Below are 19,214 nucleotides of genomic sequence, written 5' to 3'. Positions count from 1 at the left end.
GTGATCCGTACGTGATCGGCGGGCCGTAGTCTCACCGCCCGGCCGTGGCGTGCGCGCACGCGCGGACAACGGTGGCGGCCTCCCTGGATCTGTTCCTCCGCGCACCCGGGGGAGGGTGCGCGGAGGGTGGGGTTCAGCGTGTGGTGCGGGCGTGTGTGCGTTCGAAGGCGGCGAAGGCCGCCTCCTGGTGCCACTCGAGTTCCGCCCTGGGGCTGCCGTACAGCAGACGCTGACACGCCGCGGACCGTACGGGCAGGCCGGGGCGTTCACCGCGGCAGGCGGGCACGACCCGGTAGCCCCCGGTGGTGGGATTGCCCTGCCACAGGCTCGCACCGGGCAGGAAGGCGTACTGGAGCGAGGCGCGCGCGAGGTCCTTGAGCTCGGGGTAGGACAGGCCGTAGGTCGCGGCGGCGTACTGGTACTCGTGGCTGATGTCGATCCGGGACACGCCGGGGTCGTCGGTGGCCAGCACGATGGGGACGCCGTAGCGGCGGTACGTGGTGAAGGGGTGTTCGGCGCCCTTCACGCCGAGAATCTGGGCGTTGCTGGAGAAGGGCACTTCGACCGCGACCTGGCGGGCGGCCATGGTGCGGGCCGTGCGCTGCCAGCCGTCCTCGTGGACGAGGTCGACGCCGTGCCCGACGCGCTGAGTGCGGGCGACGTCGACGGCCTCCTTGATGTGGAACTCCAGGTCCTGCGGCTTGACCAGCCCGGTCCACAACTCACCCGCGTGCAGCGTGACATGGGCCCTCGGGTACGCGCCGCGCAGATAGTGGACCATGCGCATCTGGAGGCTGTAGTCGCGCAGGGCGACGTTCCCGTCCTCCGGCTGGACGAGGTTGACCGCGACGAAGCGCGGGTCGCGCTCGGCCAGCCGCATGCCCAGGGCGAGTTGGGTGAAGACCCGCTCCGGGGCGCTGCCCCGGGAGGCCTGGGAGATCCAGCGGATGGTGAGCCGGCAGCCGGGCCGGGCACGGCGGGTGCCGCAGTGCTCGGTCGCGCGGAACTCGGCGTCGCCGTCGTCGGCCTCCTTGCGGGCCGCGGCGACCAGCCTGTCGAGCTTGCCGCCTGCCACCAACTTGCGGTGCAGGGAGGCGAGATCGGCGTCCCAGCCGACCTCGGCGGCCAGTTGCTTCGCGCCGTCGGAGGCTGGGCTGACCATGGTCTCCAGATAGAACTGGTTCTGGCCCGCGACGTGGTCGGCGACCTGGGCGAGCAGTTTGCCCCGGTGCCGCCAGGTCACCTCGCCGAACTTCCCGAAGGTGTCGAAGAAGTGGTCATGGCCGTTGCCGCCGGGCGGGAAGTCCTGCATGGACCAGGCGCGGACCAGCGCGTCGTGGAAGGCGCGGTCCCTCCGGGTGTCCGCCGCGGGGCGGGTACCGGGCCCGCACGGCGGCGCGACGGCGGTCAGCGTCGCGGTCTCGACGCACAGCCCGTCCTCGGCGGCCAGCTCGATCAGATACTCCGTGGACACCGCGCCGGAGAGGTGGTTGTGCAGGTCCCCGCCCTTGGGCAGGCTCACGAAGAAGCCGCGAAGTGACACGGGCCGGGAGCGCAGCGATCTCAGGTAGGCGTCCGTACGGGCCTCCGCGACCGTCACCGGCCGGGACTGCGGCACCGCACGCGACGGGAGTCCGGCGCCGGGTCGCGCATCGGCGGCCTGTTGCGCTCCGACGGCGGGCTGGGCGCCGGCGGACACGGCGGACAGGAGGGACAGGGCGAGAAGGGAGCCCACGGCGGCCGGAACGAGGCGGCGGCGTGCGGAACTTCGGCGTTGCATGCTCACTCCGGCATGATCGGGGAACAAACGCGGCCGAAGCGGTTCTCCCGGACATCTTTTGCCGGACAGTACCCGACCGGGTGACGGCGCGGATTTTGGCGGACAACACCCGGACGGCTGATGAACACAAGTCATGCGGCGTGGTTTTCGTACCGGTTCCGGGCGGGTTGAGGTGAGGCGGGGGTAAGAGGGCGCAAAGTGAGGTGGCGTCAGAGCAACCGGCGCCGCCGAGGCGACATCCTGGTGAACGAGGGGCGCCTCGCGGGCGCCGTCGTCGTCGGATGGGATGAGGGCCGTGGTGGAGCCGAGGATCGCTGTCGCGGTGGTGACCATGGGCAACCGGCCTGCCGAGGTCGACGCCCTGCTGGAGTCCGTGGCCAAGCAGGATCTCGCGCCCGCCCGCATCGTGATCGTCGGCAACGGGTGCCGGCTGCCCGAGTTCGCCCGCCGGCTGTCCCTGCCCGGCGAGGTCACGGCGGTCGAACTCGACGAGAACCTCGGCTGTCCGGGCGGGCGCAACGCCGGCCTGGCCCGGCTGCGGGAGTTCGGGGACGTCGACGTGGTCGTGGAGCTGGACGACGACGGGCTCCTGGTCGACGCCGACGTGCTGCGCCGGGTACGGGACCTGTACGCCGCCGACCCGCGCCTCGGCATCGTCGGCTTCCGCATCGCCGACGAGAACGGCGAGACCCAGCAGCGGCACGTGCCGCGGATCGGCGGCTCGGACCCGATGCGGGGCGGGTACGTCACCGGGTTCCTCGGCGGCGGGCACGCCCTGCGGATGACGATGCTGGAGGAGACCGGGGACTGGCCCGCGGAGTTCTTCTTCGCGCACGAGGAGACCGACCTGGCCTGGCGTGCCGCCGACGCCGGCTGGAAGATCCTCTACGCGCCCGAGCTGCTCCTGCGGCATCCGAAGACCTCGCCCGCGCGGCACGCCGTCTACTACCGGGTCACCGCCCGCAACCGGGTCTGGCTGGTCAGGCGGCGGCTGCCGCTCCCGCTGATCCCGGTCCACCTCGGCGTGTGGACGCTCCTGACCCTGGCGCGGACCCGGTCGCTCGCCGGACTGCGGGCCTGGTGCGGCGGGTTCGTGGAGGGGCTGCGCGAGCCGGCGGGGGAGCGGCGGCCCATGCGCTGGCGGACCGTGTGGCGGCTGACCCGGCTCGGCCGGCCGCCGGTCGTGTGACCCCGTCCGCCCCCCGTTCGACGTCTGCTTCCGTCCGGCCTGTCCGACCCACGAGAACGCAACCGCCGGGGCGGGCCCGTCACTTCGCGTCGGCGTAGCACTCCACCACCGCCGTGGTGAACGGGAACCGCACCGGGGTCTCGCCGAACGTCAGCCGTCCCGCCAGTTCCGCGGCCTGCCGGATCGCCTCGACGACCGCGTCCGCCTCCTCCCGCGGGCAGTGCACGATCACCTCGTCGTGCTGGAAGAAGACCAGCTCGGCCGCCAGGTCGCGGCAGGTGCGGCGCAGTGCGGCGAGCAGCAGCAGGGCCCAGTCGGCGGCGCTGCCCTGCACGACGAAGTTGCGGGCGAAGCGGCCGCGGGCGCGCGAGTTGGTGGAGGCGTACCCCGGCATCCAGCCCTGGTCGGCGGGCTGCGCGTGGGCCGGGTCGTCCTGCGGGAGGCCCGCCTCACCGCCCGCGTCCTCGCTCGCCCCGGCGGCCGGTGGACAGGTGCGGCCCAGCCAGGTCCGTACGAGCCTCCCCTCCTCGCCGGCCCGCGCGGCCTCGTCGACGTACGCCACCGCCTTCGGGAAGCGGCGTCTGAGGGCGGCGAGGTTCTTCAGTCCGTCGCCGGAGGTCTGCCCGTAGACCGCGCCGAGCACGGCGAGCTTCGCCTGGGCGCGGTCGCCGGAGAAGGCCCGGTCGGAGACCGACTGGTAGAGGTCGGCGTCCCGGCCCGCCACCTCCATCAGCCCCGGGTCGCGGGAGACGGCCGCCAGCACCCGCGGTTCCATCTGGGCGGCGTCGGCCACGACCAGCCGCCAGCCGGGGTCGGCCACCACGGCCCGGCGGATGACCTTCGGGATCTGGAGCGCGCCCCCGCCGTTGGTCACCCAGCGACCGGTGACCGTGCCGCCGGCGAGGAACTCGGGCCTGAACCGCCCGTCGTGGACCCAGTCCTTGAGCCAGGACCAGCCGTGGGCGACCCAGATCCGGTACAGCCTCTTGTACTCCAGCAGGGGTTCGACGGCCGGGTGGTCGACGGACCGGAGCTCCCAGCGGCGGGTGGACTTCACCGTGATCCCGGCCCGGGCGAAGGCCTTGATCACATCGGCGGGCAGATCCGGCCGCACCCGGTGGCCGAAGGCCGCGGACACCTCGTCCGCGAGTTCGGCCAGGCGGCGGGGCTCGCCGCCGCCCGCGTACCGCTCGCCGAGCAGTTCGTGCAGCACCTCGCGGTGCACGTCCGCGCGCCAGGGCAGGCCCGCGCGGTTCATCTCGGCCGCCACCAGCGTGCCCGCCGACTCGGCTGCGGTCAGCAGGCGCATGCGGTCGGGGTGCTCGGCTCGTTCATGCCGCCGCTGCTGCTCGGCGTAGACCGTGATCAGGTCCGTCAGCGGCAGGCGCACGCTCTGCGGCTCGAAGAGCGGGGACTGCGCGCCCGGTTCGGCGGACCGGTGCGGCGGGTCCGGCGGTACGGGGCCGCCGCGCAGCCGGGCCAGCGCGGCGGCGGCCGAGCGGGGCTCGCCGTGGCGCCCCTCGTGGCCGAGGAGGAGCGTCTCGGCGTCCTCGATGTCGTAGCACCGCTCCACCCGTACGCCCGCGGCGAGCAGGCGGGGATAGACCTCGGCGGTGGACCGCCACACCCAGCGTGTGACGTCCGGCCTGCCGCGGACCGCCTCCGCGAGGTCCGCGGCCCGCTGCGCCGGGCCGGCGGGCAGGCCGTCCCGGCCGAGGGGGGCGACCTCGGCGCCGCCGTCCTCGGCCGGCGCCAGAGCCCACCGGTCGGTCATGTCGGCGAGTGTCGCAGGCAGGTCTGACAACGGGCCCCGCCCGCGGCTCAGGAGGGCGGTCGGCCGCGTTGCCCGGGCGGGTCAGGCCTCCTGTCCGCCGTCCGCCTGCGGCTCCTGGTCCTCGTCCTGCCGGGACCGGTCCTTCACCAGCTCCGCCAGGGCCGCCGCCACGTACTCCTCGGTGCGCGCCTTGTCCAGGCCGAGGCCGCTGAGGACGCCCTCGCCGTTCTCCTGCTCCAGCAGGGCCAGCAGGATGTGCTCGGTGCCGATGTAGTTGTGGCCGAGGCGCAGGGCCTCGCGGAAGGTGAGTTCCAGGGCCTTCTTGGCGGCCGAGCCGTAGGGGACCAGCTCGGGGGCGTCGTCGGACGCCGGCGGCAGGGCGGCGGTGGCCGCCTCGCGGACGGCGTCCAGGGTGACGTCCTGTGCCTCGACGGCCTGCGCGGCCATGGCCTCCGGTTCGGTGAGCAGCCCGAGGACCAGGTGCGCGGGCGTTCCCTCGGCGCTCCTGGCCGCCTTGGCCTCCTCGTGGGCGGCCATGACCACCTTGCGGGCGCGGGGCGTGTAGCGGCTGAAGCCCTGGCTGGGGTCGAGGTCGGCCGACTCCTTGGGCACGAACCGCTTCTGCGCGGCCTGCCGGGTGACGCCCATGCTCCTGCCGATGTCGGTCCAGGAGGCGCCGGAGCGCCGGGCCTGGTCGACGAAGTGCCCGATGAGGTGGTCTGCCACCTCGCCCAGGTGCTCGGCGGCGAGCACGGCGTCCTGAAGCTGTTCGAGAGGTTCCTGGTGGACGGTCTTGATGGCCGAGATGAGGTCGTCCAGACGGACGCTCGACCTGATGGTGGGGTTCGTCATGTGTCAACCGTAGGTTGCGCACCTTAGGGTGTCAACCGCGGGTTGACGCCTCGCGGTCTTCGGGGACCGACGGTTGTCCACAGGGTGTGGACAGACTTTCGGGCTGCTCATGGCACGATCGACCGGTGAGCACGTCCAGCACCGTCGAGCGCGCCTTCCGGGCCGCCCTGTACGCACCTTCCGACGACGCCCTCGACACCGGCGCCTCCCTGCTGGCGGCCGACCCCGCCGCGGACGCCGAACTCCTCCGGCGCGGCCGGGAGTTCGTGGCGACCGCGTGGCAGCGCGGCTGGCAGCCCGCCGATGTCGCGCGGCTCGTGCGGCGGGAGCTCGACGAGGTCCACGCACAGCTGCTCGCGGCGCTCGTCCGCGCCCAGTCGGGCGACGACCGGTCGCGCGGCCCGCGCTGGACCGTCCAGCTCGACGCACTGCCCCGCGAGGAGCCGCCCCGCGTCGACCGCTTCACGCACGCCACCACCGTCCTGGAGCTCTACCGCCTGCTGCTGCGGCTCCCCGCGCTCGAACCGCTGGACGAGACCACCCCCGCGCCCCGGGCCGAGTCCCGCATGCTCACCCGGATCCGGTCGCTGCTCGCCAAGGCGGAGGCGACCGGGTACCCGGAGGAGGCGGAGGCGCTCAGCGCGAAGGCGCAGGAGCTGATGGCGCGGCACAGCGTCGACGAGGCGCTGCTCGCGGCCCGTACCCCGGCGCCCGACGCTCCCGGCGCCTGCCGGATCGGTGTCGAGCCGCCGTACGAGCAGGCCAAGGCCGTGCTGCTGGACGCCGTCGCCACCGCCAACCACTGCCGTGCCGTGTGGAACGAGGCCCTCGGTTTCTCCACCGTCGTCGGCTTCGAGGCCGACCTGGAGGCGGTCGAGCTGCTCCACGCGTCGCTCCTCGTCCAGGCCACCACCGCGATGACCAGGGCGGAGGCCGCCCAGCGGGCGGGCGGGCGCAAGCGGACGAAGACCTTCCGGCAGTCCTTCCTCGCCGCCTACGCCCACCGGGTCGGCGCCCGCCTCGCGGCCGCCGCCGAGACGCAGGTCACCGCGGACCTGCTGCCCGTCCTGGCGACCCGGGACGTCGCGGTCACCGACCGCGTGGACCGCCTGTTCCCGGAGACGACCACCACCCGGCTGCGCGGGGTGAGCGACACGGAGGGCTGGGCAGAGGGGTCCCGGGCGGCGGACCGAGCCCAGGTGAAGTCCCGCGCGCCACTCGACGGACGGGTCGCACCACCCGCGTGAACGCTGCCGCGACCGGCGGACACCCGTACGAACGGGGTGCGGCGCCACCCGCGTGAGCGGCGTCGCGGCCGAGCCCACCCGCGTGAACCGCCTCGCGGTTCAGTCGCCGGCCTGCTGGAAGGCCGTCACCGAGGCGTCCGGGTCGTTCGCGTTCTTCTTGCCCTGGACCGGGCCGTAGGACCACGGGAAGTCCTGGCTGTCGGACGCCCCGGGCAGGCTCAGCTTCAGTGATGTCACCGCGAGGCTCTTGGTGTCGCCCTCCTTGGCCCGTACGTAGGTGAGGGTGAAGGACGCCGTGTCGTCCTTGGCCAGGGTGAGCCTCTGCGGCTTGCCGGACGTGTCCTGCGGGACGGTCGCCGTGGCCTTGCCGGCGGACAGGGTGACGCCCGGGAAGCCCTCCAGGGTGCACCGGTCACCCCGGTTGGTGACGGTGACGGGCACATCGCCCGTGTCCCCGGCGGCGGGCGCGGCGTTGGCGGGGCCGACCTGGACCCCGACCCCGCCGATCCGGCAGGTCCTGCCGGCGGTGTTCTTGTCCCCGGAGCCGGCGTCGCCGCCGCCACTGCCGCAGGCGGTGAGCAGAAGGGCCGCGGTGAGAGCGGTGACGGTGAGCGGAATGGCGCGCATGAACTGGTCCCTTGGGTCGTGACGATGCCCAGGGATCATCACGCACGAGCGCCCCGCGTGGTTGCCCGCCCCGCGATCGGCTTCGCGAACGTCAGGAGCCCGGGCTCGCCGTTGGCAGGCCCGACGGTAGCGCCCCGCCGGTCGACCGGGTGTACGTCTCCGTGCCGAGACCACCCTCCCAGGTAACGCGGAGCGCGGTCCTGTTGACGGAGTCCACCGTGCCGGTCGTACGGGACTCGCACGCGTCGAGGCGGATCACGTGCCGCGCGCCCTCCTCGGCCGCCGTTCCGGTGCGGACGGTCCGGTCGGCCGAGAAGAGCGCCGCCTGCCTGCCGTCGACGATCAGGGCCACGGCCTCGCCACCGGCGGTGGCGAGCCAACTTCAAAAGCCCCCGGCCTCGGCCCGTCCGCCCGTCCGGTGGCCGCTACGACCGCGGCAGGCCACCAAGGCCGGTCCCTACCAGGAGGCCTTTCGGACCCCGGGCAGATGCCCGGCGTGCGCCTGCTCCCGCAGGCTCACCCGGGACAGGCCGAAGGTGCGCAGGTAACCGCGCGGCCGGCCGTCGGTCTGGTCGCGGTTGCGCACGCGCGTGGCGCTCGCGTCCCGCGGCTGCCGGCGCAACTCCCGCTCCGCGGCGAGCCGTTCGTCCGGCGACGAGGACGGCCTGCGGATGATCTCCTTCAGCTCGGCCCGCCGGGCGGCGTACCGCTCGACGATCTGCCGTCGCTGCTCGTTCTTCGCGATCTTGCTCTTCTTCGCCATGGCGTCTCCCTGCTTCCTCGGCTGCCCGGGGTTCCTCAGACCTTCACTCCGCGCGCGCGGATGCGCGCCACGGCCGCCTCGACGCCGATCGTGTCGACGGTCCTGACGGCCCTCGCGCTCAGCCGGAGCCGTACATGGCGGCCCTCGCTCGGCAGCCAGTAGCGCTTGCTCTGGATGTTCGGGTCGAAGCGGCGGGACGTCCGGCGGTGGGAGTGCGAGATTCGGTTGCCGAAGCCGGGCCGGGCGCCGGTCAGCATGCAGTGGGCGGACACGGGTGACCTACCTCTCCTCGATCGGTGATGTAAATGGAATTCATTTTCAGTAGCATAGCGGCATGGCACGCAATGAACTCCGCCCGGTCGTCAAACTCCGGTCCACGGCCGGAACCGGCTACACCTACGTCACCCGCAAGAACCGCCGCAACGATCCCGACCGGCTGACCCTGCGCAAGTACGACCCGGTCGCCGGCCGGCACGTCGACTTCCGAGAGGAGCGCTGAGGCCGCCGTGCGCAAGGGAATCCACCCGGCCTACGGTCCCGTCGTCTTCCGTGACCGTGCCGCCGGCTACGCCTTCCTCACCCGCTCGACCATGAGCAGCGAGAAGACGGTCGAGTGGGAGGACGGCCGCACCTACCCCGTCGTCGACGTCGAGATCTCCGACGTCAGCCACCCCTTCTACACCGGCACCGCCCGCGTCCTGGACACCGCCGGGCGCGTGGAGCGCTTCGAGCGCCGGTACGGGAAGCGGGGCGGGGCGTGAGTCTGTCGGTGGTGATCGTCGGCGGACTGCACGCCGACGCCCGGAGGGCGGCCGTCGCGCGGCTCCTCACCGAGGTGCCCGGCAGCGTCGCGCTCCACCACGACCTGGCGACGGCCCCCGCGGGCACGGTCGTGCGGACCGTCCGGGACGCCTCCGGGGTGCTGTCCCGCGGCGAGACGCCCCTGGTCAACGACTGCGCGTGCTGCGCGCTGCGCGAGGACCTGGTGCCGGAGCTGCGCGGGATCGCCGACGCCGGACGGACCCGGCTCGCGGTGGTCGAGCTGTGGGACTCCGTGGAGCCCAAGGCGATGGCCGAGGTGGTGGTGGCCGGCGGCCTCACCGTCACCGGCGTGGTCACCGCCGTCGACCCGGCCCTGGTCCTGCCGTACCTCGGCAACGGCGACGATCTGGCCGACGGCGGGCTCGCCGCGGCCGCCACCGACCAGCGGACCGTCGCCGACACCTTCGCCCGGCAGCTCGAGTACGCGCCCGTGCTCGCCGTCGCCGACTCCCCGGAGGCCGACGACGAGGACCGCGAACTACTGGCACAACTCCACCCGACGGCCCGCCGGGTTCCGATCGGCCACGGGGACCCGGCGGGCACCGCCCCTGCCCGGGCCGGGACGGGGGAGGCCGCCGGACGGTCGGAGCTGGTCCGCGCCGCCCTCGCCGGATTCGACGTCGAGGCGGCCGAGGCGGCCCAGCATCCGGCGTGCGCGCTGCTGCCCGCCGAGGCCGACGCGCACGGCGTCTCGACGCTGGTCTGGCGCCGCCACCGCCCCTTCCACCCGGAACGGCTGTACGCGGCTCTGGAGGACCTGACCTGCGCCGCCGCGCGCAGCCGCGGCCGGTTCTGGCTGGCCGACCGTCCCGACACGCTGCTGCACTGGGACGCGGCCGGCGGCGCGCTGTGCGTGGAGGGCACGGGCCCGTGGCTCGCCGCCCTGCCGGACGCGGCCTGGGACTTGGTCCCGCCGGTGCGCCGGGCCGCGGCCGCACTGGACTGGCACCCGGAGCACGGCGACCGCTGCCAGCACCTCGTCTTCACCTCCCCCGGCCTGGACCGCGACGGTCTCGAGCTGCTGCTGGAGTCCTGCCTGCTGACCGACGCCGAGTACGCCGCCGGACGCGAGGCCTGGAGGGGCCTGGCGTCCGCCTTCGACACCCTCCTGGAGGTCTGACCCGATGCCCCGCAAGAGCGACCGCAAGCCCGCCAAGCCCCGACCCAACCCCTTGGAGCAGGCCGGGATCTCGTACATCGACTACAAGGACACCGATCTGCTGCGCCGGTTCATCTCCGACCGCGGCAAGATCCGCAGCCGCCGGGTCACCCGGGTCACGGCCCAGCAGCAGCGGCTTCTCGCGCGGGCGATCAAGAACGCGCGGGAGATGGCACTGCTGCCGTACTCCGCCGGCCGCTGACCCGCCCGGCGGCGCGGGCGGGCGACAGGTAGGAGATTCCCTACGGTTGACACGTAGGGAATCTCCTACCTAATGTCGTCGCCATGAACATCACTCACGCCTCCTTCGTCACCCTCCCCGTCGCCGACCTGGACCGCGCGCTGCGCTTCTACACGGACGTCCTCGGCTTCGAGGCCGTCGCCGACCGGGACATGCCCCAGGGGCGCTGGCTCCAGGTGGCGCCCGCCGGCGCGCAGACGGCCTTTACGCTCTCCGGGCCGGGGATGGGGGGTTTCGAGCCCGGATCGGCACGGGGGATCATGTTGGTCACGACCGATGTCGACACCGACTGCGCGCGGCTCGCGCAGGCGGGCGTCCCGGTGCAGGGTCCGGACGACCTGCCCTGGGGCCGCATGGCCTCCTTCACGGACCCCGACGGCAACGGTCTGATGCTGCTGACGGAGAAGGAAGGCTTCTGACCGCCGCCATGAACGGGACGAGCACCGCATGAAGGGGACGGACACCGCCGCGGAGGACCGCGTCTTCGCCGCGCTCGCCAACGCCACGCGACGCGAGGTGCTGCGGCTGCTGCGCGAGGAGGGGCCCCAGCCCGTCCAGGAGCTGGCCGACCGCTTCGCCATGCGCCGCCCCAGCCTCTCGGAGCACCTCAAGGTGCTCCGGGAGGCCGGCCTCGTCTCCGAACAGCGCTCCGGACGGCAGCGCATCTACCGCCTGGAGGCGGCCCCGCTGGCCGAGGTGCAGGACTGGCTCCACCCGTACGAGCGGTTCTGGCGCGGCCGGATGAAGGAACTCGGCGCGCTGCTGGACCGTATGCCCGACGACGGCCCCACCTGAGCGCCGACCCTTGCGGTGACCGCGTCCGAGACCCCCACACCCCACGGCGATCGCACATGAGCACCGACCCCCACGACGACCTCACCACGATCCGCGTCGACCAGTTCTACCCACACCTGCCGGCCAAGGTCTGGCGGGCCCTCACCGAGCCCTCGCTCCTCGCGCAGTGGCAGATGCCGGGAGCCGCGGACTTCCGCCTGGAGGTCGGCCACCGCTACCGGATGACCTCCGTCCCGCGTCCCAACTCCGGCTTCTCCGGCGTCGTCGACGTGGAGGTCCTCGCCTACGACGTCCAGCGGATGCTGTCCGTCCGCTGGAGGGATGCCGATCCGGCCAATCCCGCGGACTGGACACTCACCTGGACGTTGGAACAGGAAGGCCGCGGCACGCGTCTCTTCCTGGTGCACGACGGATTCGATCCGGACGACCCGGCACAGATGATGGCGCGAGAGATCATGGACGGGGGATGGCGCTCGCATGTCCTGCGCGTTCTGGGGCAGGCGCTGGAGCGGCTCGGGTGATGCGGACGGCAGGCCTGTAACCGCTGAACCACTCCCCGTGCACGTGCATCTGCGCGCGCATCTGCATGTGAACAGGGCTATGATCCGGATCAGTTGACCGATGCATCAATGGCCATACCAGCCAGTGCACCACCGGGGAGCGACCTGTGGACCACGACGTCGAGGGCGGGTACGGGGGCGACGTGTACAACGGCATGGCGGCCGCAGGGCTGCAAGGGGTGGCCTGGCAGAAGAGCCGGCACAGCAACTCGCAGGGCTCCTGCGTGGAGTTCGCGCGACTGCCGGGCGGAGACGTGGCGGTGCGCAACTCCCGCTTCCCCGACGGTCCCGCGCTGGTCTACACGCGCGCGGAGATCGAGGCGATGCTCCTCGGCGTCAAGGACGGGGAGTTCGACCACCTGATAGCGGGCTGAATTAGCCTCGCGCGAGGCGTGTGACTCCGGGTGATCGGGGCGCGACGCGCGGTGACGCGCGTAGAACCACGGCGTCGAAGAGGGCCGCGGTTCGTCATTCGGCGGGCGGCAGCCGGAACAGCGCCCAGACCACCTTGCCGTCCAGGGTGCCGGTCAGCGGGTGCCAGCCCCAGCCGTCGCTGAAGGAGTCCACGAGGAAGAGGCCGCGGCCCGACTCCGCCGAGAAGTCGTCCGTCCCGCGGGCGACCGGGCTCTTCCGGCTCGGGTCGCGCACCGCGCACACCAGCCGCCCGGTCCAGCGCAGCAGGTGCAGCCGCACGGGCGAGTCGTGATCGCACCCGGGCTCCGGCGACGGCTCCGGCAGTCCGTGCCGCAGGGCGTTGGTGACCAGCTCGGACACGACCAGGCAGACGTCGTCGAACCGGTCGTCCAGTTCCCAGCGGTCAAGGGTCGTGCGGGTGAACCGTCTTGCCTCGCGCGCCGCTTCGTGGCGGGCGGGCAGCGCGCAGGAGGCGGCGCTGGCCACGGCCGCGGGATCCAGCGGGGGAAGGCCCTGTCGTAACGGCTCGAGCATGGTCGATCCATTCGTCCCCATGCGAGGCACTCCCGGTAATCCGCGGTCGTTGCGATGCAGCGGTGGCGCGAGACCATGGTTTCGGATGCGCAGAGCAGATGCAAGGGCAGATGCACGTGCACGCGACCGAAATGGGCCTCCCCGTACCGCTTACTGGCCATTTTTTCTGCCATCTTCCCGTCATCCATTGGTCTTCCGCCCGGCCGGAGCCCGTGCGTCGTCCTTGATCCCTTTCCGTTTCCGTAATCGCGCGAGTACAGCTCGGAGTGAATTAGTGGCAGACTGCGGGCCTTGAAGACGGTTGGGGAGGCTGGCGAACGTGAGCGCGGGAGAGCCAGGATCGGTGGTGCGGCGCATGCTGCTCGGCTCGCAACTCAGGCGGCTGCGGGAGGCGCGGGGGATCACGCGCGAGGCGGCCGGGTACTCGATCCGTGCCTCGGAGTCGAAGATCAGCCGGATGGAGTTGGGTCGGGTGAGCTTCAAGACCCGAGACGTGGAAGACCTGTTGACCCTGTACGGCATCACGGACGAGACGGAGCGCACCTCGCTGGTCTCCCTCGCCAGGGAGGCCAACGTCGCGGGCTGGTGGCACAGCTACTCCGACGTCCTGCCGAGCTGGTTCCCCACCTATGTGGGACTGGAGGGCGCGGCGTCCCTGATCCGCGTCTACGAGGTGCAGTTCGTGCACGGACTGCTGCAGACCGAGGCGTACGCCCGGGCGGTGGTCCGGCGCGGCATGCAGGGCGCGAGCGAGGCCGACGTGGAGCGGCGGGTGGCGCTGCGCATGGAGCGCCAGAAGTACCTTGTCTCGGAGAACGCGCCCGACCTCCACATCGTCCTGGACGAGGCCGCCCTGCGCCGCCCCCACGGCGACCGCGACGTGATGCGCGGGCAGTTGCAGCACCTGATCGAGATCTCCGAGCGGCCAGGCGTACGGCTGCAGATCATGCCGTTCAGCCTCGGCGGGCACGCCGGCGAGTCCGGGGCCTTCACCATCCTCAGCTTCCCCGAGTCGGACCTGTCGGACGTGGTCTACCTGGAGCAGCTCACCAGCGCCCTCTATCTGGACAAGCCCGAGGACGTCGCCCAGTACGAGCGGACGCTGGAGGAACTCCAGCACGGCGGACCCGGCCCGGACGAGAGCCGCGACCTGCTGCGCGGGCTGCTCCAGCTGTCGTAGGGAAGCCTTCCGTAAACACGCATCGGGCACCCAACTCGCTTCGCTCACAAGTACGATGACACGTGATCAGACCATGAAGAAGTGATCGGGGGTTGATCCGGGGCTCCGACTGCTTCGACCGTCTCGCAGCAGGGGATCGAGGGAGCACATGCCGTCCTACTTCACCGAACTCGCCCAGCAGTACATCGACGGCGAGTGGCGCCCGGGTACCGGCTCCTGGGACATCATCGACTTCAACCCGTACGACGGGGAGAAGCTGGCCTCGATCACCATAGCCACGGTCGACGAGGTGGATCAGGCCTACCGCGCGGCCGCCCGCGCCCAGAAGGAGTGGGCCGCGACCAACGCCTACGCCCGCAGAACCGTCTTCGAGAAGGCGCTGCGGCTGGTCGAGGAGCGCGAGCAGGAGATCACCGAGCTGATCATCGCCGAGCTCGGCGGCACCCGTCTGAAGGCCGCTTTCGAACTGCACCTCGCCAAGGAGTTCCTGCGCGAGTCGATCCACCTGGCGCTGCGCCCCGAGGGGAAGATCCTGCCCTCCCCGGTCGACGGCAAGGAGAACCGCCTCTACCGGGTGCCGGTCGGTGTCGTGGGCGTCATCAGCCCCTTCAACTTCCCCTTCCTGCTGTCCCTGAAGTCGGTCGCCCCGGCGCTCGCCCTCGGCAACGGCGTGGTGCTCAAGCCGCACCAGGACACGCCGGTCACCGGCGGCTCCCTGATCGCGAGGATCTTCGAGGACGCGGGCCTGCCGGCCGGTCTGCTCAACGTCGTCATCACGGACATAGCCGAGATCGGCGACGCCTTCATCGAGCACCCCGTCCCCAAGGTCATCTCCTTCACCGGCTCCGACCGGGTCGGCCGGCACGTCGCCACCGTCTGCGCCTCCCACTTCAAGCGCTCGGTCCTGGAACTCGGCGGCAACAGCGCGGTCGTGGTCCTGGACGACGCCGACCTCGACTACGCGGTCGACGCGGCCGTCTTCAGCCGGTACGTGCACCAGGGCCAGGTCTGCATGGCCGCGAACCGGATCCTGGTGGACCGCTCGGTCGCCGAGGAGTTCACCGCGAAGTTCGTCGCCAAGGCCGGTTCGCTGAAGGTCGGCGACCCGCGCGACCCGGAGACCGTCATCGGCCCGGTGATCAACTCCACGCAGGCGTACGCGCTGTCGGGCGTCGTCCAGCAGGCGATCGCCGAGGGGGCCACGGCCCTGCTGCACGGCGCCGTCACCGACAACCTCGTCGAGCCGTCGGTCCTGACGGACCTGCCCGCCGACTCCTCCCTGCTCCGCCAGGAGGTCTTCGGACCGGTCGCCTTCGTCGTCCCGTTCGACGGCGAGGAGGAGGCGGTCCGGATCGTCAACGACACCCCGTACGGCCTCAGCGGCGCCGTCCACACGGCGGACGTCGAACGGGGCGTCGCCTTCGCCCGGCGGATCGACACCGGCATGTTCCACGTGAACGACGGCACCGTCCACGACGAGCCGCTCGTCCCCTTCGGCGGCGAGAAGCACTCCGGCATCGGCCGTCTGAACGGCGAGACGACCCTGGACGCCTTCACCACGCTGAAGTGGATCTCGGTCCAGCACGGCCGGAGCGGCTTCCCGTTCTAGGCAGGCTTCAGTGGTGGAACCCGGTGGCCGCGTTCTTGTCCCGGGTCAGCGGGTACGGCTGGCGGCGCAGTTGGGGCAGCAGGCGGCCGAGGTCGTCGAGGAACAGCTCGGCGAGGTCGGCCGAGAACCCGTTGCGGCAGACCACGCGAAGCACTGACAGGTCCTCCCGGTTCGGCGGGAAGGTGTACGCGGGCACCAGCCAGCCGTGCTCGCGCAGCCGCCGGGAGACGTCGAACACGTCGTAGGCCTCCACGTCGGGGGCCGTGGTGAAGGCGAACACCGGCAGCTGGTCGCCGCGGGTCAGCAGCCGGAAGTCGCCGAACGCCTCGATCCGTTCGGCGAGGTGGCGGGCCACGTCCCGGGTGCTCTGCTGCACCAGCCGGTAGCCCTCGCGGCCCAGCCGCAGGAACGAGTAGTACTGCGCGACCACCTGCGCGCCGGGCCGGGAGAAGTTCAGCGCGAAGGTCGGCATGTCACCGCCCAGGTAGTTGACCCGGAAGACCAGATCCTCGGGCAGCGCCTCGCCGTCCCGCCACAGCGCCCAGCCGACACCCGGGTACACCAGCCCGTACTTGTGGCCCGAGGTGTTGATCGAGGCCACCCGCGGGAGCCGGAAGTCCCAGACCAGGTCCTCGTCGAGGAAGGGCGCGATCATGCCGCCCGAGGCGCCGTCGACATGCACCGGGATGTCGAGGCCCGTGCGCTCCTGGAGGGCGTCCAGGGCCGCGCACAGGTCGGCGATCGGCTCGTAGGAGCCGTCGAAGGTGGAGCCGAGGATGCCGACGACCCCGATGGTGTTCTCGTCGCACAGCTCGACGGCGGCCCGCGGATCGAGGTGGTAGCGGTCGCCGTCCATGGGGACCTGGCGGGCCTCGACCTCCCAGAAGTTGCAGAACTTCTCCCAGCACACCTGGACGTTGACGCCCATGACGAGGTTCGGGCGGGCGTCCCGGCCGGGGTAGCGGTCGGCGTTCCGCCGCGCCCAGCGCCGCTTGAGCGCCATCCCGGCGAGCATGCACGCCTCGCTCGACCCGGTCGTCGAACAGCCCACGGCGGTCGAGGGGTCCGGCGCGTTCCACAGGTCGGCGAGCATCGCCACACAGCGCCGCTCCAGTTCGGCGGTGCGCGGGTACTCGTCCTTGTCGATCATGTTCTTGTCCCGGCACTCGTTCATCAGGTCGCCGGCCTGCGGCTCCATCCAGGTCGTGACGAACGTGGCCAGATTCAGCCGGGAGTTGCCGTCCAGCATCAGCTCGTCGTGCACGAGCTGGTACGCCGTCGAGGGCGGCAGGGGCGTGTCGCCGAGCCGGTGCTTGGGCGGCGCCTCGGCCATCTCGACGGCCGGATTCGCCTCCCCGTAGAAGGGGTTGACGGACAGAGGGCGCTCGTCGGGCTTCTCGTGTCCTCGGTGCAGCGGCATGGGCTGTCTCCTGCGGGATCGACGCGATCGATGGGTTCCTGGACCGGGGGGTTCGAGGGGCGGAGGAGGGGCTGCGGGGTCAGCGGATCGCCGTACCGTCCTTCCCGAGCTGCATCAGCGGCCTGCCGGTCACCAGCAGCCAGGCCGGCAGCGAGGCGGCGCACAGCAGGGCGAGGACGGCCGGCGACGACACGAGTACCGCGGCCGTGAACAGGCTCACCCAGCCCTGCCGGGTGACGGCCAGGAGCATGCCCAGCACGCCCGCCGCCACGCCGAGCGACTCGGGCACCGCGGGCACGAGGGCGTGCGCGGTCAGCCCGAAGGCGGCGCCGACGAACACGGACGGGAAGATCCGCCCGCCGCGGAACCCGCAGGACGCGGCGACGAGCAGCGCGGCCAGCTTCACCACGGCCATCGTCGCGAACTGCCCCGCCGTCCAGGCCCCGGGATCGCGGGCCAGCTCCGCGACCTCCGACAGCCCCTTGAAGAGCGTCAGGGGGCCGCCGAGCACCGCCAGCAGACCGAGCACGAGCCCACCGGCGGGCAGGGCAAGCATCGGATGCCCGAGCCGCGCGAAGGCACGGTGGACGTACGGGAAGGCATACACGGCGAGCAGGCCGAGCAGCGCGGCCGCGGAGGCGATCACCAGCGCGGCCAGGAGGTCGCCCCAGTGCGGCCGGCCGAGAGGAGGCAGGCCCAGGTCGAAGGTGGGGCGGGCGACCAGCCCGGTCGTCAGGGCGCCCGCGGTCCCGGCGGCCAGCGGCGCGAAGAGGTTGTCCCACAGCGTCCCCCTGGCCGGCCGTCCGGCCAGCGCCTCCGAGATGACGAGCGCGGCGGCCACCGGGGTGCCGAACAGGGCGCCGATCGTCGCCGCCTCCGCCAGCACCGGCCACAGCGCGCCCGGCAGCCGGGGCAGCAGCCGGCGGCCCAGCGCGAACGCCAGGGCCACGTTCGCCATGATGATGGGGTTCTCCGGACCGAGGCTCGGCCCGCCGGCCAGCATGAGCATGGCGGCCACCAGCAGCCCCGGCAGCACGGCCGGCGCCACCGGGGCGGCCGTCAGACCCAGCGTCGCCGGGGCCGGTCCGGCGTGCCCCGGCGCCCTCCACACCACCAGCCCCACCAGGACACCCGTCGCGGTGAGCACGACCAGCATCCAGACGACCGAGTAGCGCCCGATGCCCAGGGCATCGGGCAGGCTCTCCCACAGAACCCCCTGTAACCGCTCCGCCACCCCGCTCACCAGCAGGAACAGCAGACTGGAACCGACCCCGACGACCAGTGCGGGCAGGATCAGCGGCAGCAGGGCGCGGGCCGGGGCCGCCTGGGCGGTCGGTGCCTGCTGCGCGGTGTCCTGGGCCACGGGCTCACGATAAGCGGACGAAAGCGACACAACATCCGGAACGAAACACGCTTGCACCTCACGCGGCGTGAGGAGCCACCGTGGACCGCGTACCGAGAAAGGAGCGGAAGTGAGCTACTCCGTGGGACAGGTCGCCGGATTCGCCGGAGTGACGGTGCGCACCCTGCACCACTACGACGACATCGGCCTGCTCGTCCCGGGCGAGCGCAGCCACGCGGGCCACCGGCGCTACGGCGACGCGGATCTCGACCGGCTGCAGCAGATCCTGTTCTACCGGGAGCTCGGCTTCCCGCTCGAGGAGGTCGCGGCCCTGCTCGACGACCCGGAGGCGGACCCGGCCGCGCACCTGCGCCGCCGGCACGAACTGCTGACCGCCCGGATCGAGAAGCTGAAGAAGATGGCCGCGGCCGTGGAGCACGCCATGGAGGCACGCAGGATGGGCATCGATCTCACCCCGGAGGAGCGGTTCGAGGTCTTCGGCGACCACGACCCCGAGAAGTACGCCGACGAGGTCCAGCGGCGCTGGGGCGGCACGGAGGCCTACCGGCAGTCCCGGCGCCGCACCGCCTCGTACACCAAGGAGGACTGGAAGCGGCTCACGGAGGAGCAGGACGCGATCCACCGGCGCATGGCGGCGCTGCTCGACGCGGGCACGCCGGCCGGCTCCGAGGCCGCCATGGACGTGGCCGAGGAGCACCGGCGGTTCATCGCCGGCAGCTACTACGACTGCGGGCACGAGATGCACACCTGCCTGGCACGGATGTACGTCGCCGACCCGCGCTTCACCGCCACCTACGAGAAGATCCGGCCGGGCCTGGCCGCCTACCTGCACGACGCGATCCTCGCCAACGCCGAGCGGCACACGTCGTAGGAACGCGGCAAGAA

General features: G+C 72.3%; 23 protein-coding genes. 13 read left to right on the top strand and 10 right to left on the bottom strand.

From position 1 onward, the window contains the following. Nucleotides 1-133: 133 nt before the first annotated feature. Nucleotides 134-1,780, bottom strand: coding sequence for an adenosine deaminase (locus tag ACIP4X_RS11045; protein ID WP_391458782.1), 1,647 nt, complete (start codon nucleotides 1,778-1,780; stop codon nucleotides 134-136). Between the two features lie 295 nt (nucleotides 1,781-2,075). Between ACIP4X_RS11045 and ACIP4X_RS11040 the strand changes: the two genes are divergently transcribed. After that, nucleotides 2,076-2,969, top strand: a complete 894-nt coding sequence (locus tag ACIP4X_RS11040) for a glycosyltransferase (protein WP_358733446.1) — start codon at nucleotides 2,076-2,078, stop codon at nucleotides 2,967-2,969. A gap of 79 nt (nucleotides 2,970-3,048) precedes the next feature. Here ACIP4X_RS11040 and ACIP4X_RS11035 read toward each other — a convergent pair whose 3' ends face one another. Both ACIP4X_RS11035 and ACIP4X_RS11030 read right to left on the bottom strand, forming a co-directional pair. Further along, the gene (locus ACIP4X_RS11035) at nucleotides 3,049-4,743 is read right to left on the bottom strand and encodes a bifunctional 3'-5' exonuclease/DNA polymerase (protein ID WP_358733444.1); all 1,695 of its coding nucleotides are present in this window, start codon (nucleotides 4,741-4,743) and stop codon (nucleotides 3,049-3,051) included. An 81-nt stretch (nucleotides 4,744-4,824) separates the two neighbouring features. Further along, a complete protein-coding gene (locus ACIP4X_RS11030) occupies nucleotides 4,825-5,595 on the bottom strand; it encodes a Clp protease N-terminal domain-containing protein (protein WP_358733442.1) in 771 nt (256 codons plus the stop codon). Between the two features lie 125 nt (nucleotides 5,596-5,720). Between ACIP4X_RS11030 and ACIP4X_RS11025 the strand changes: the two genes are divergently transcribed. Then, entirely contained in the window at nucleotides 5,721-6,842 is a 1,122-nt protein-coding gene (locus tag ACIP4X_RS11025) for a DUF2786 domain-containing protein (protein ID WP_401347836.1), read from the top strand. 99 nt (nucleotides 6,843-6,941) lie between these two features. On the opposite strand, the gene ACIP4X_RS11020 is transcribed toward ACIP4X_RS11025, so the two are convergent. The 4 genes from ACIP4X_RS11020 to rpmB all read right to left on the bottom strand — a co-directional run bounded on the left by ACIP4X_RS11020 (nucleotide 6,942) and on the right by rpmB (nucleotide 8,504). Further along, nucleotides 6,942-7,469 (bottom strand): DUF4232 domain-containing protein, encoded by a 528-nt coding sequence (locus ACIP4X_RS11020; RefSeq protein WP_358733439.1) that lies wholly within the window; start codon nucleotides 7,467-7,469, stop codon nucleotides 6,942-6,944. A 91-nt stretch (nucleotides 7,470-7,560) separates the two neighbouring features. Beyond that, a complete protein-coding gene (locus ACIP4X_RS11015) occupies nucleotides 7,561-7,821 on the bottom strand; it encodes a hypothetical protein (protein WP_358733438.1) in 261 nt (86 codons plus the stop codon). A 105-nt stretch (nucleotides 7,822-7,926) separates the two neighbouring features. Further along, a complete protein-coding gene (rpsN, locus tag ACIP4X_RS11010; protein ID WP_358733436.1) occupies nucleotides 7,927-8,232 on the bottom strand; it encodes a 30S ribosomal protein S14 in 306 nt (101 codons plus the stop codon). Nucleotides 8,233-8,267: 35 nt separating this feature from the next. Then, nucleotides 8,268-8,504 (bottom strand): 50S ribosomal protein L28, encoded by a 237-nt coding sequence (gene rpmB / locus ACIP4X_RS11005; RefSeq protein ID WP_358733434.1) that lies wholly within the window; start codon nucleotides 8,502-8,504, stop codon nucleotides 8,268-8,270. 62 nt (nucleotides 8,505-8,566) lie between these two features. Here rpmB and rpmG point away from each other — a divergent pair, with 62 nt between their 5' ends. The 8 genes from rpmG to ACIP4X_RS10965 all read left to right on the top strand — a co-directional run bounded on the left by rpmG (nucleotide 8,567) and on the right by ACIP4X_RS10965 (nucleotide 12,183). Continuing rightward, the gene (rpmG, locus tag ACIP4X_RS11000; protein ID WP_100568502.1) at nucleotides 8,567-8,731 is read left to right on the top strand and encodes a 50S ribosomal protein L33; all 165 of its coding nucleotides are present in this window, start codon (nucleotides 8,567-8,569) and stop codon (nucleotides 8,729-8,731) included. Between the two features lie 7 nt (nucleotides 8,732-8,738). Beyond that, complete coding sequence (locus ACIP4X_RS10995; RefSeq protein ID WP_358733432.1) at nucleotides 8,739-8,993, top strand: type B 50S ribosomal protein L31; 255 nt, start codon at nucleotides 8,739-8,741, stop codon at nucleotides 8,991-8,993. After that, the gene (locus tag ACIP4X_RS10990; protein ID WP_358733430.1) at nucleotides 8,990-10,174 is read left to right on the top strand and encodes a GTP-binding protein; all 1,185 of its coding nucleotides are present in this window, start codon (nucleotides 8,990-8,992) and stop codon (nucleotides 10,172-10,174) included. Before ACIP4X_RS10995 ends, ACIP4X_RS10990 begins: the two co-directional genes overlap by 4 nt. A gap of 4 nt (nucleotides 10,175-10,178) precedes the next feature. Then, a complete protein-coding gene (rpsR, locus tag ACIP4X_RS10985; RefSeq protein ID WP_358733428.1) occupies nucleotides 10,179-10,415 on the top strand; it encodes a 30S ribosomal protein S18 in 237 nt (78 codons plus the stop codon). Between the two features lie 83 nt (nucleotides 10,416-10,498). Then, on the top strand, nucleotides 10,499-10,873 hold the full coding sequence (locus ACIP4X_RS10980) for a VOC family protein (RefSeq protein ID WP_391458791.1): 375 nt from the start codon (nucleotides 10,499-10,501) through the stop codon (nucleotides 10,871-10,873). 28 nt (nucleotides 10,874-10,901) lie between these two features. Beyond that, nucleotides 10,902-11,249, top strand: coding sequence for a metalloregulator ArsR/SmtB family transcription factor (locus ACIP4X_RS10975; protein WP_358733425.1), 348 nt, complete (start codon nucleotides 10,902-10,904; stop codon nucleotides 11,247-11,249). A 56-nt stretch (nucleotides 11,250-11,305) separates the two neighbouring features. After that, complete coding sequence (locus ACIP4X_RS10970) at nucleotides 11,306-11,770, top strand: SRPBCC domain-containing protein (protein WP_358733423.1); 465 nt, start codon at nucleotides 11,306-11,308, stop codon at nucleotides 11,768-11,770. Between the two features lie 146 nt (nucleotides 11,771-11,916). Continuing rightward, a complete protein-coding gene (locus ACIP4X_RS10965; RefSeq protein WP_391458794.1) occupies nucleotides 11,917-12,183 on the top strand; it encodes a DUF397 domain-containing protein in 267 nt (88 codons plus the stop codon). A gap of 94 nt (nucleotides 12,184-12,277) precedes the next feature. Here the strand turns inward: ACIP4X_RS10965 and ACIP4X_RS10960 are convergent, their stop codons facing one another. Further along, nucleotides 12,278-12,757, bottom strand: a complete 480-nt coding sequence (locus ACIP4X_RS10960) for an ATP-binding protein (protein ID WP_391458796.1) — start codon at nucleotides 12,755-12,757, stop codon at nucleotides 12,278-12,280. A gap of 355 nt (nucleotides 12,758-13,112) precedes the next feature. Between ACIP4X_RS10960 and ACIP4X_RS10955 the strand changes: the two genes are divergently transcribed. Further along, entirely contained in the window at nucleotides 13,113-13,937 is an 825-nt protein-coding gene (locus ACIP4X_RS10955; RefSeq protein ID WP_358733578.1) for a helix-turn-helix transcriptional regulator, read from the top strand. A gap of 148 nt (nucleotides 13,938-14,085) precedes the next feature. Then, a complete protein-coding gene (locus ACIP4X_RS10950) occupies nucleotides 14,086-15,546 on the top strand; it encodes an aldehyde dehydrogenase family protein (protein ID WP_391458798.1) in 1,461 nt (486 codons plus the stop codon). Between the two features lie 7 nt (nucleotides 15,547-15,553). Here ACIP4X_RS10950 and ACIP4X_RS10945 read toward each other — a convergent pair whose 3' ends face one another. Together ACIP4X_RS10945 and ACIP4X_RS10940 are read right to left on the bottom strand one after the other, a co-directional pair. Beyond that, nucleotides 15,554-16,966 carry a glutamate decarboxylase gene (locus tag ACIP4X_RS10945; protein ID WP_391458800.1) on the bottom strand — a complete coding sequence of 471 codons (1,413 nt, stop codon included), beginning with the start codon at nucleotides 16,964-16,966 and terminating at the stop codon, nucleotides 15,554-15,556. Nucleotides 16,967-17,045: 79 nt separating this feature from the next. Then, a complete protein-coding gene (locus ACIP4X_RS10940; protein WP_358733415.1) occupies nucleotides 17,046-18,329 on the bottom strand; it encodes an ion channel protein in 1,284 nt (427 codons plus the stop codon). A 109-nt stretch (nucleotides 18,330-18,438) separates the two neighbouring features. On the opposite strand from ACIP4X_RS10940, the gene ACIP4X_RS10935 reads away from it, so the two are divergent. Further along, nucleotides 18,439-19,200 carry a MerR family transcriptional regulator gene (locus ACIP4X_RS10935; RefSeq protein ID WP_358733414.1) on the top strand — a complete coding sequence of 254 codons (762 nt, stop codon included), beginning with the start codon at nucleotides 18,439-18,441 and terminating at the stop codon, nucleotides 19,198-19,200. Nucleotides 19,201-19,214: the final 14 nt, after the last annotated feature.

Source organism: Streptomyces sp. NPDC088817 (assembly GCF_044750345.1).
In the GTDB taxonomy this organism is placed as follows: Bacteria; Actinomycetota; Actinomycetes; order Streptomycetales; family Streptomycetaceae; genus Streptomyces.
The sequence above is the reverse complement of the archived record's forward strand: the minus strand, read 5'-3'. Positions and strand labels throughout refer to the sequence as shown.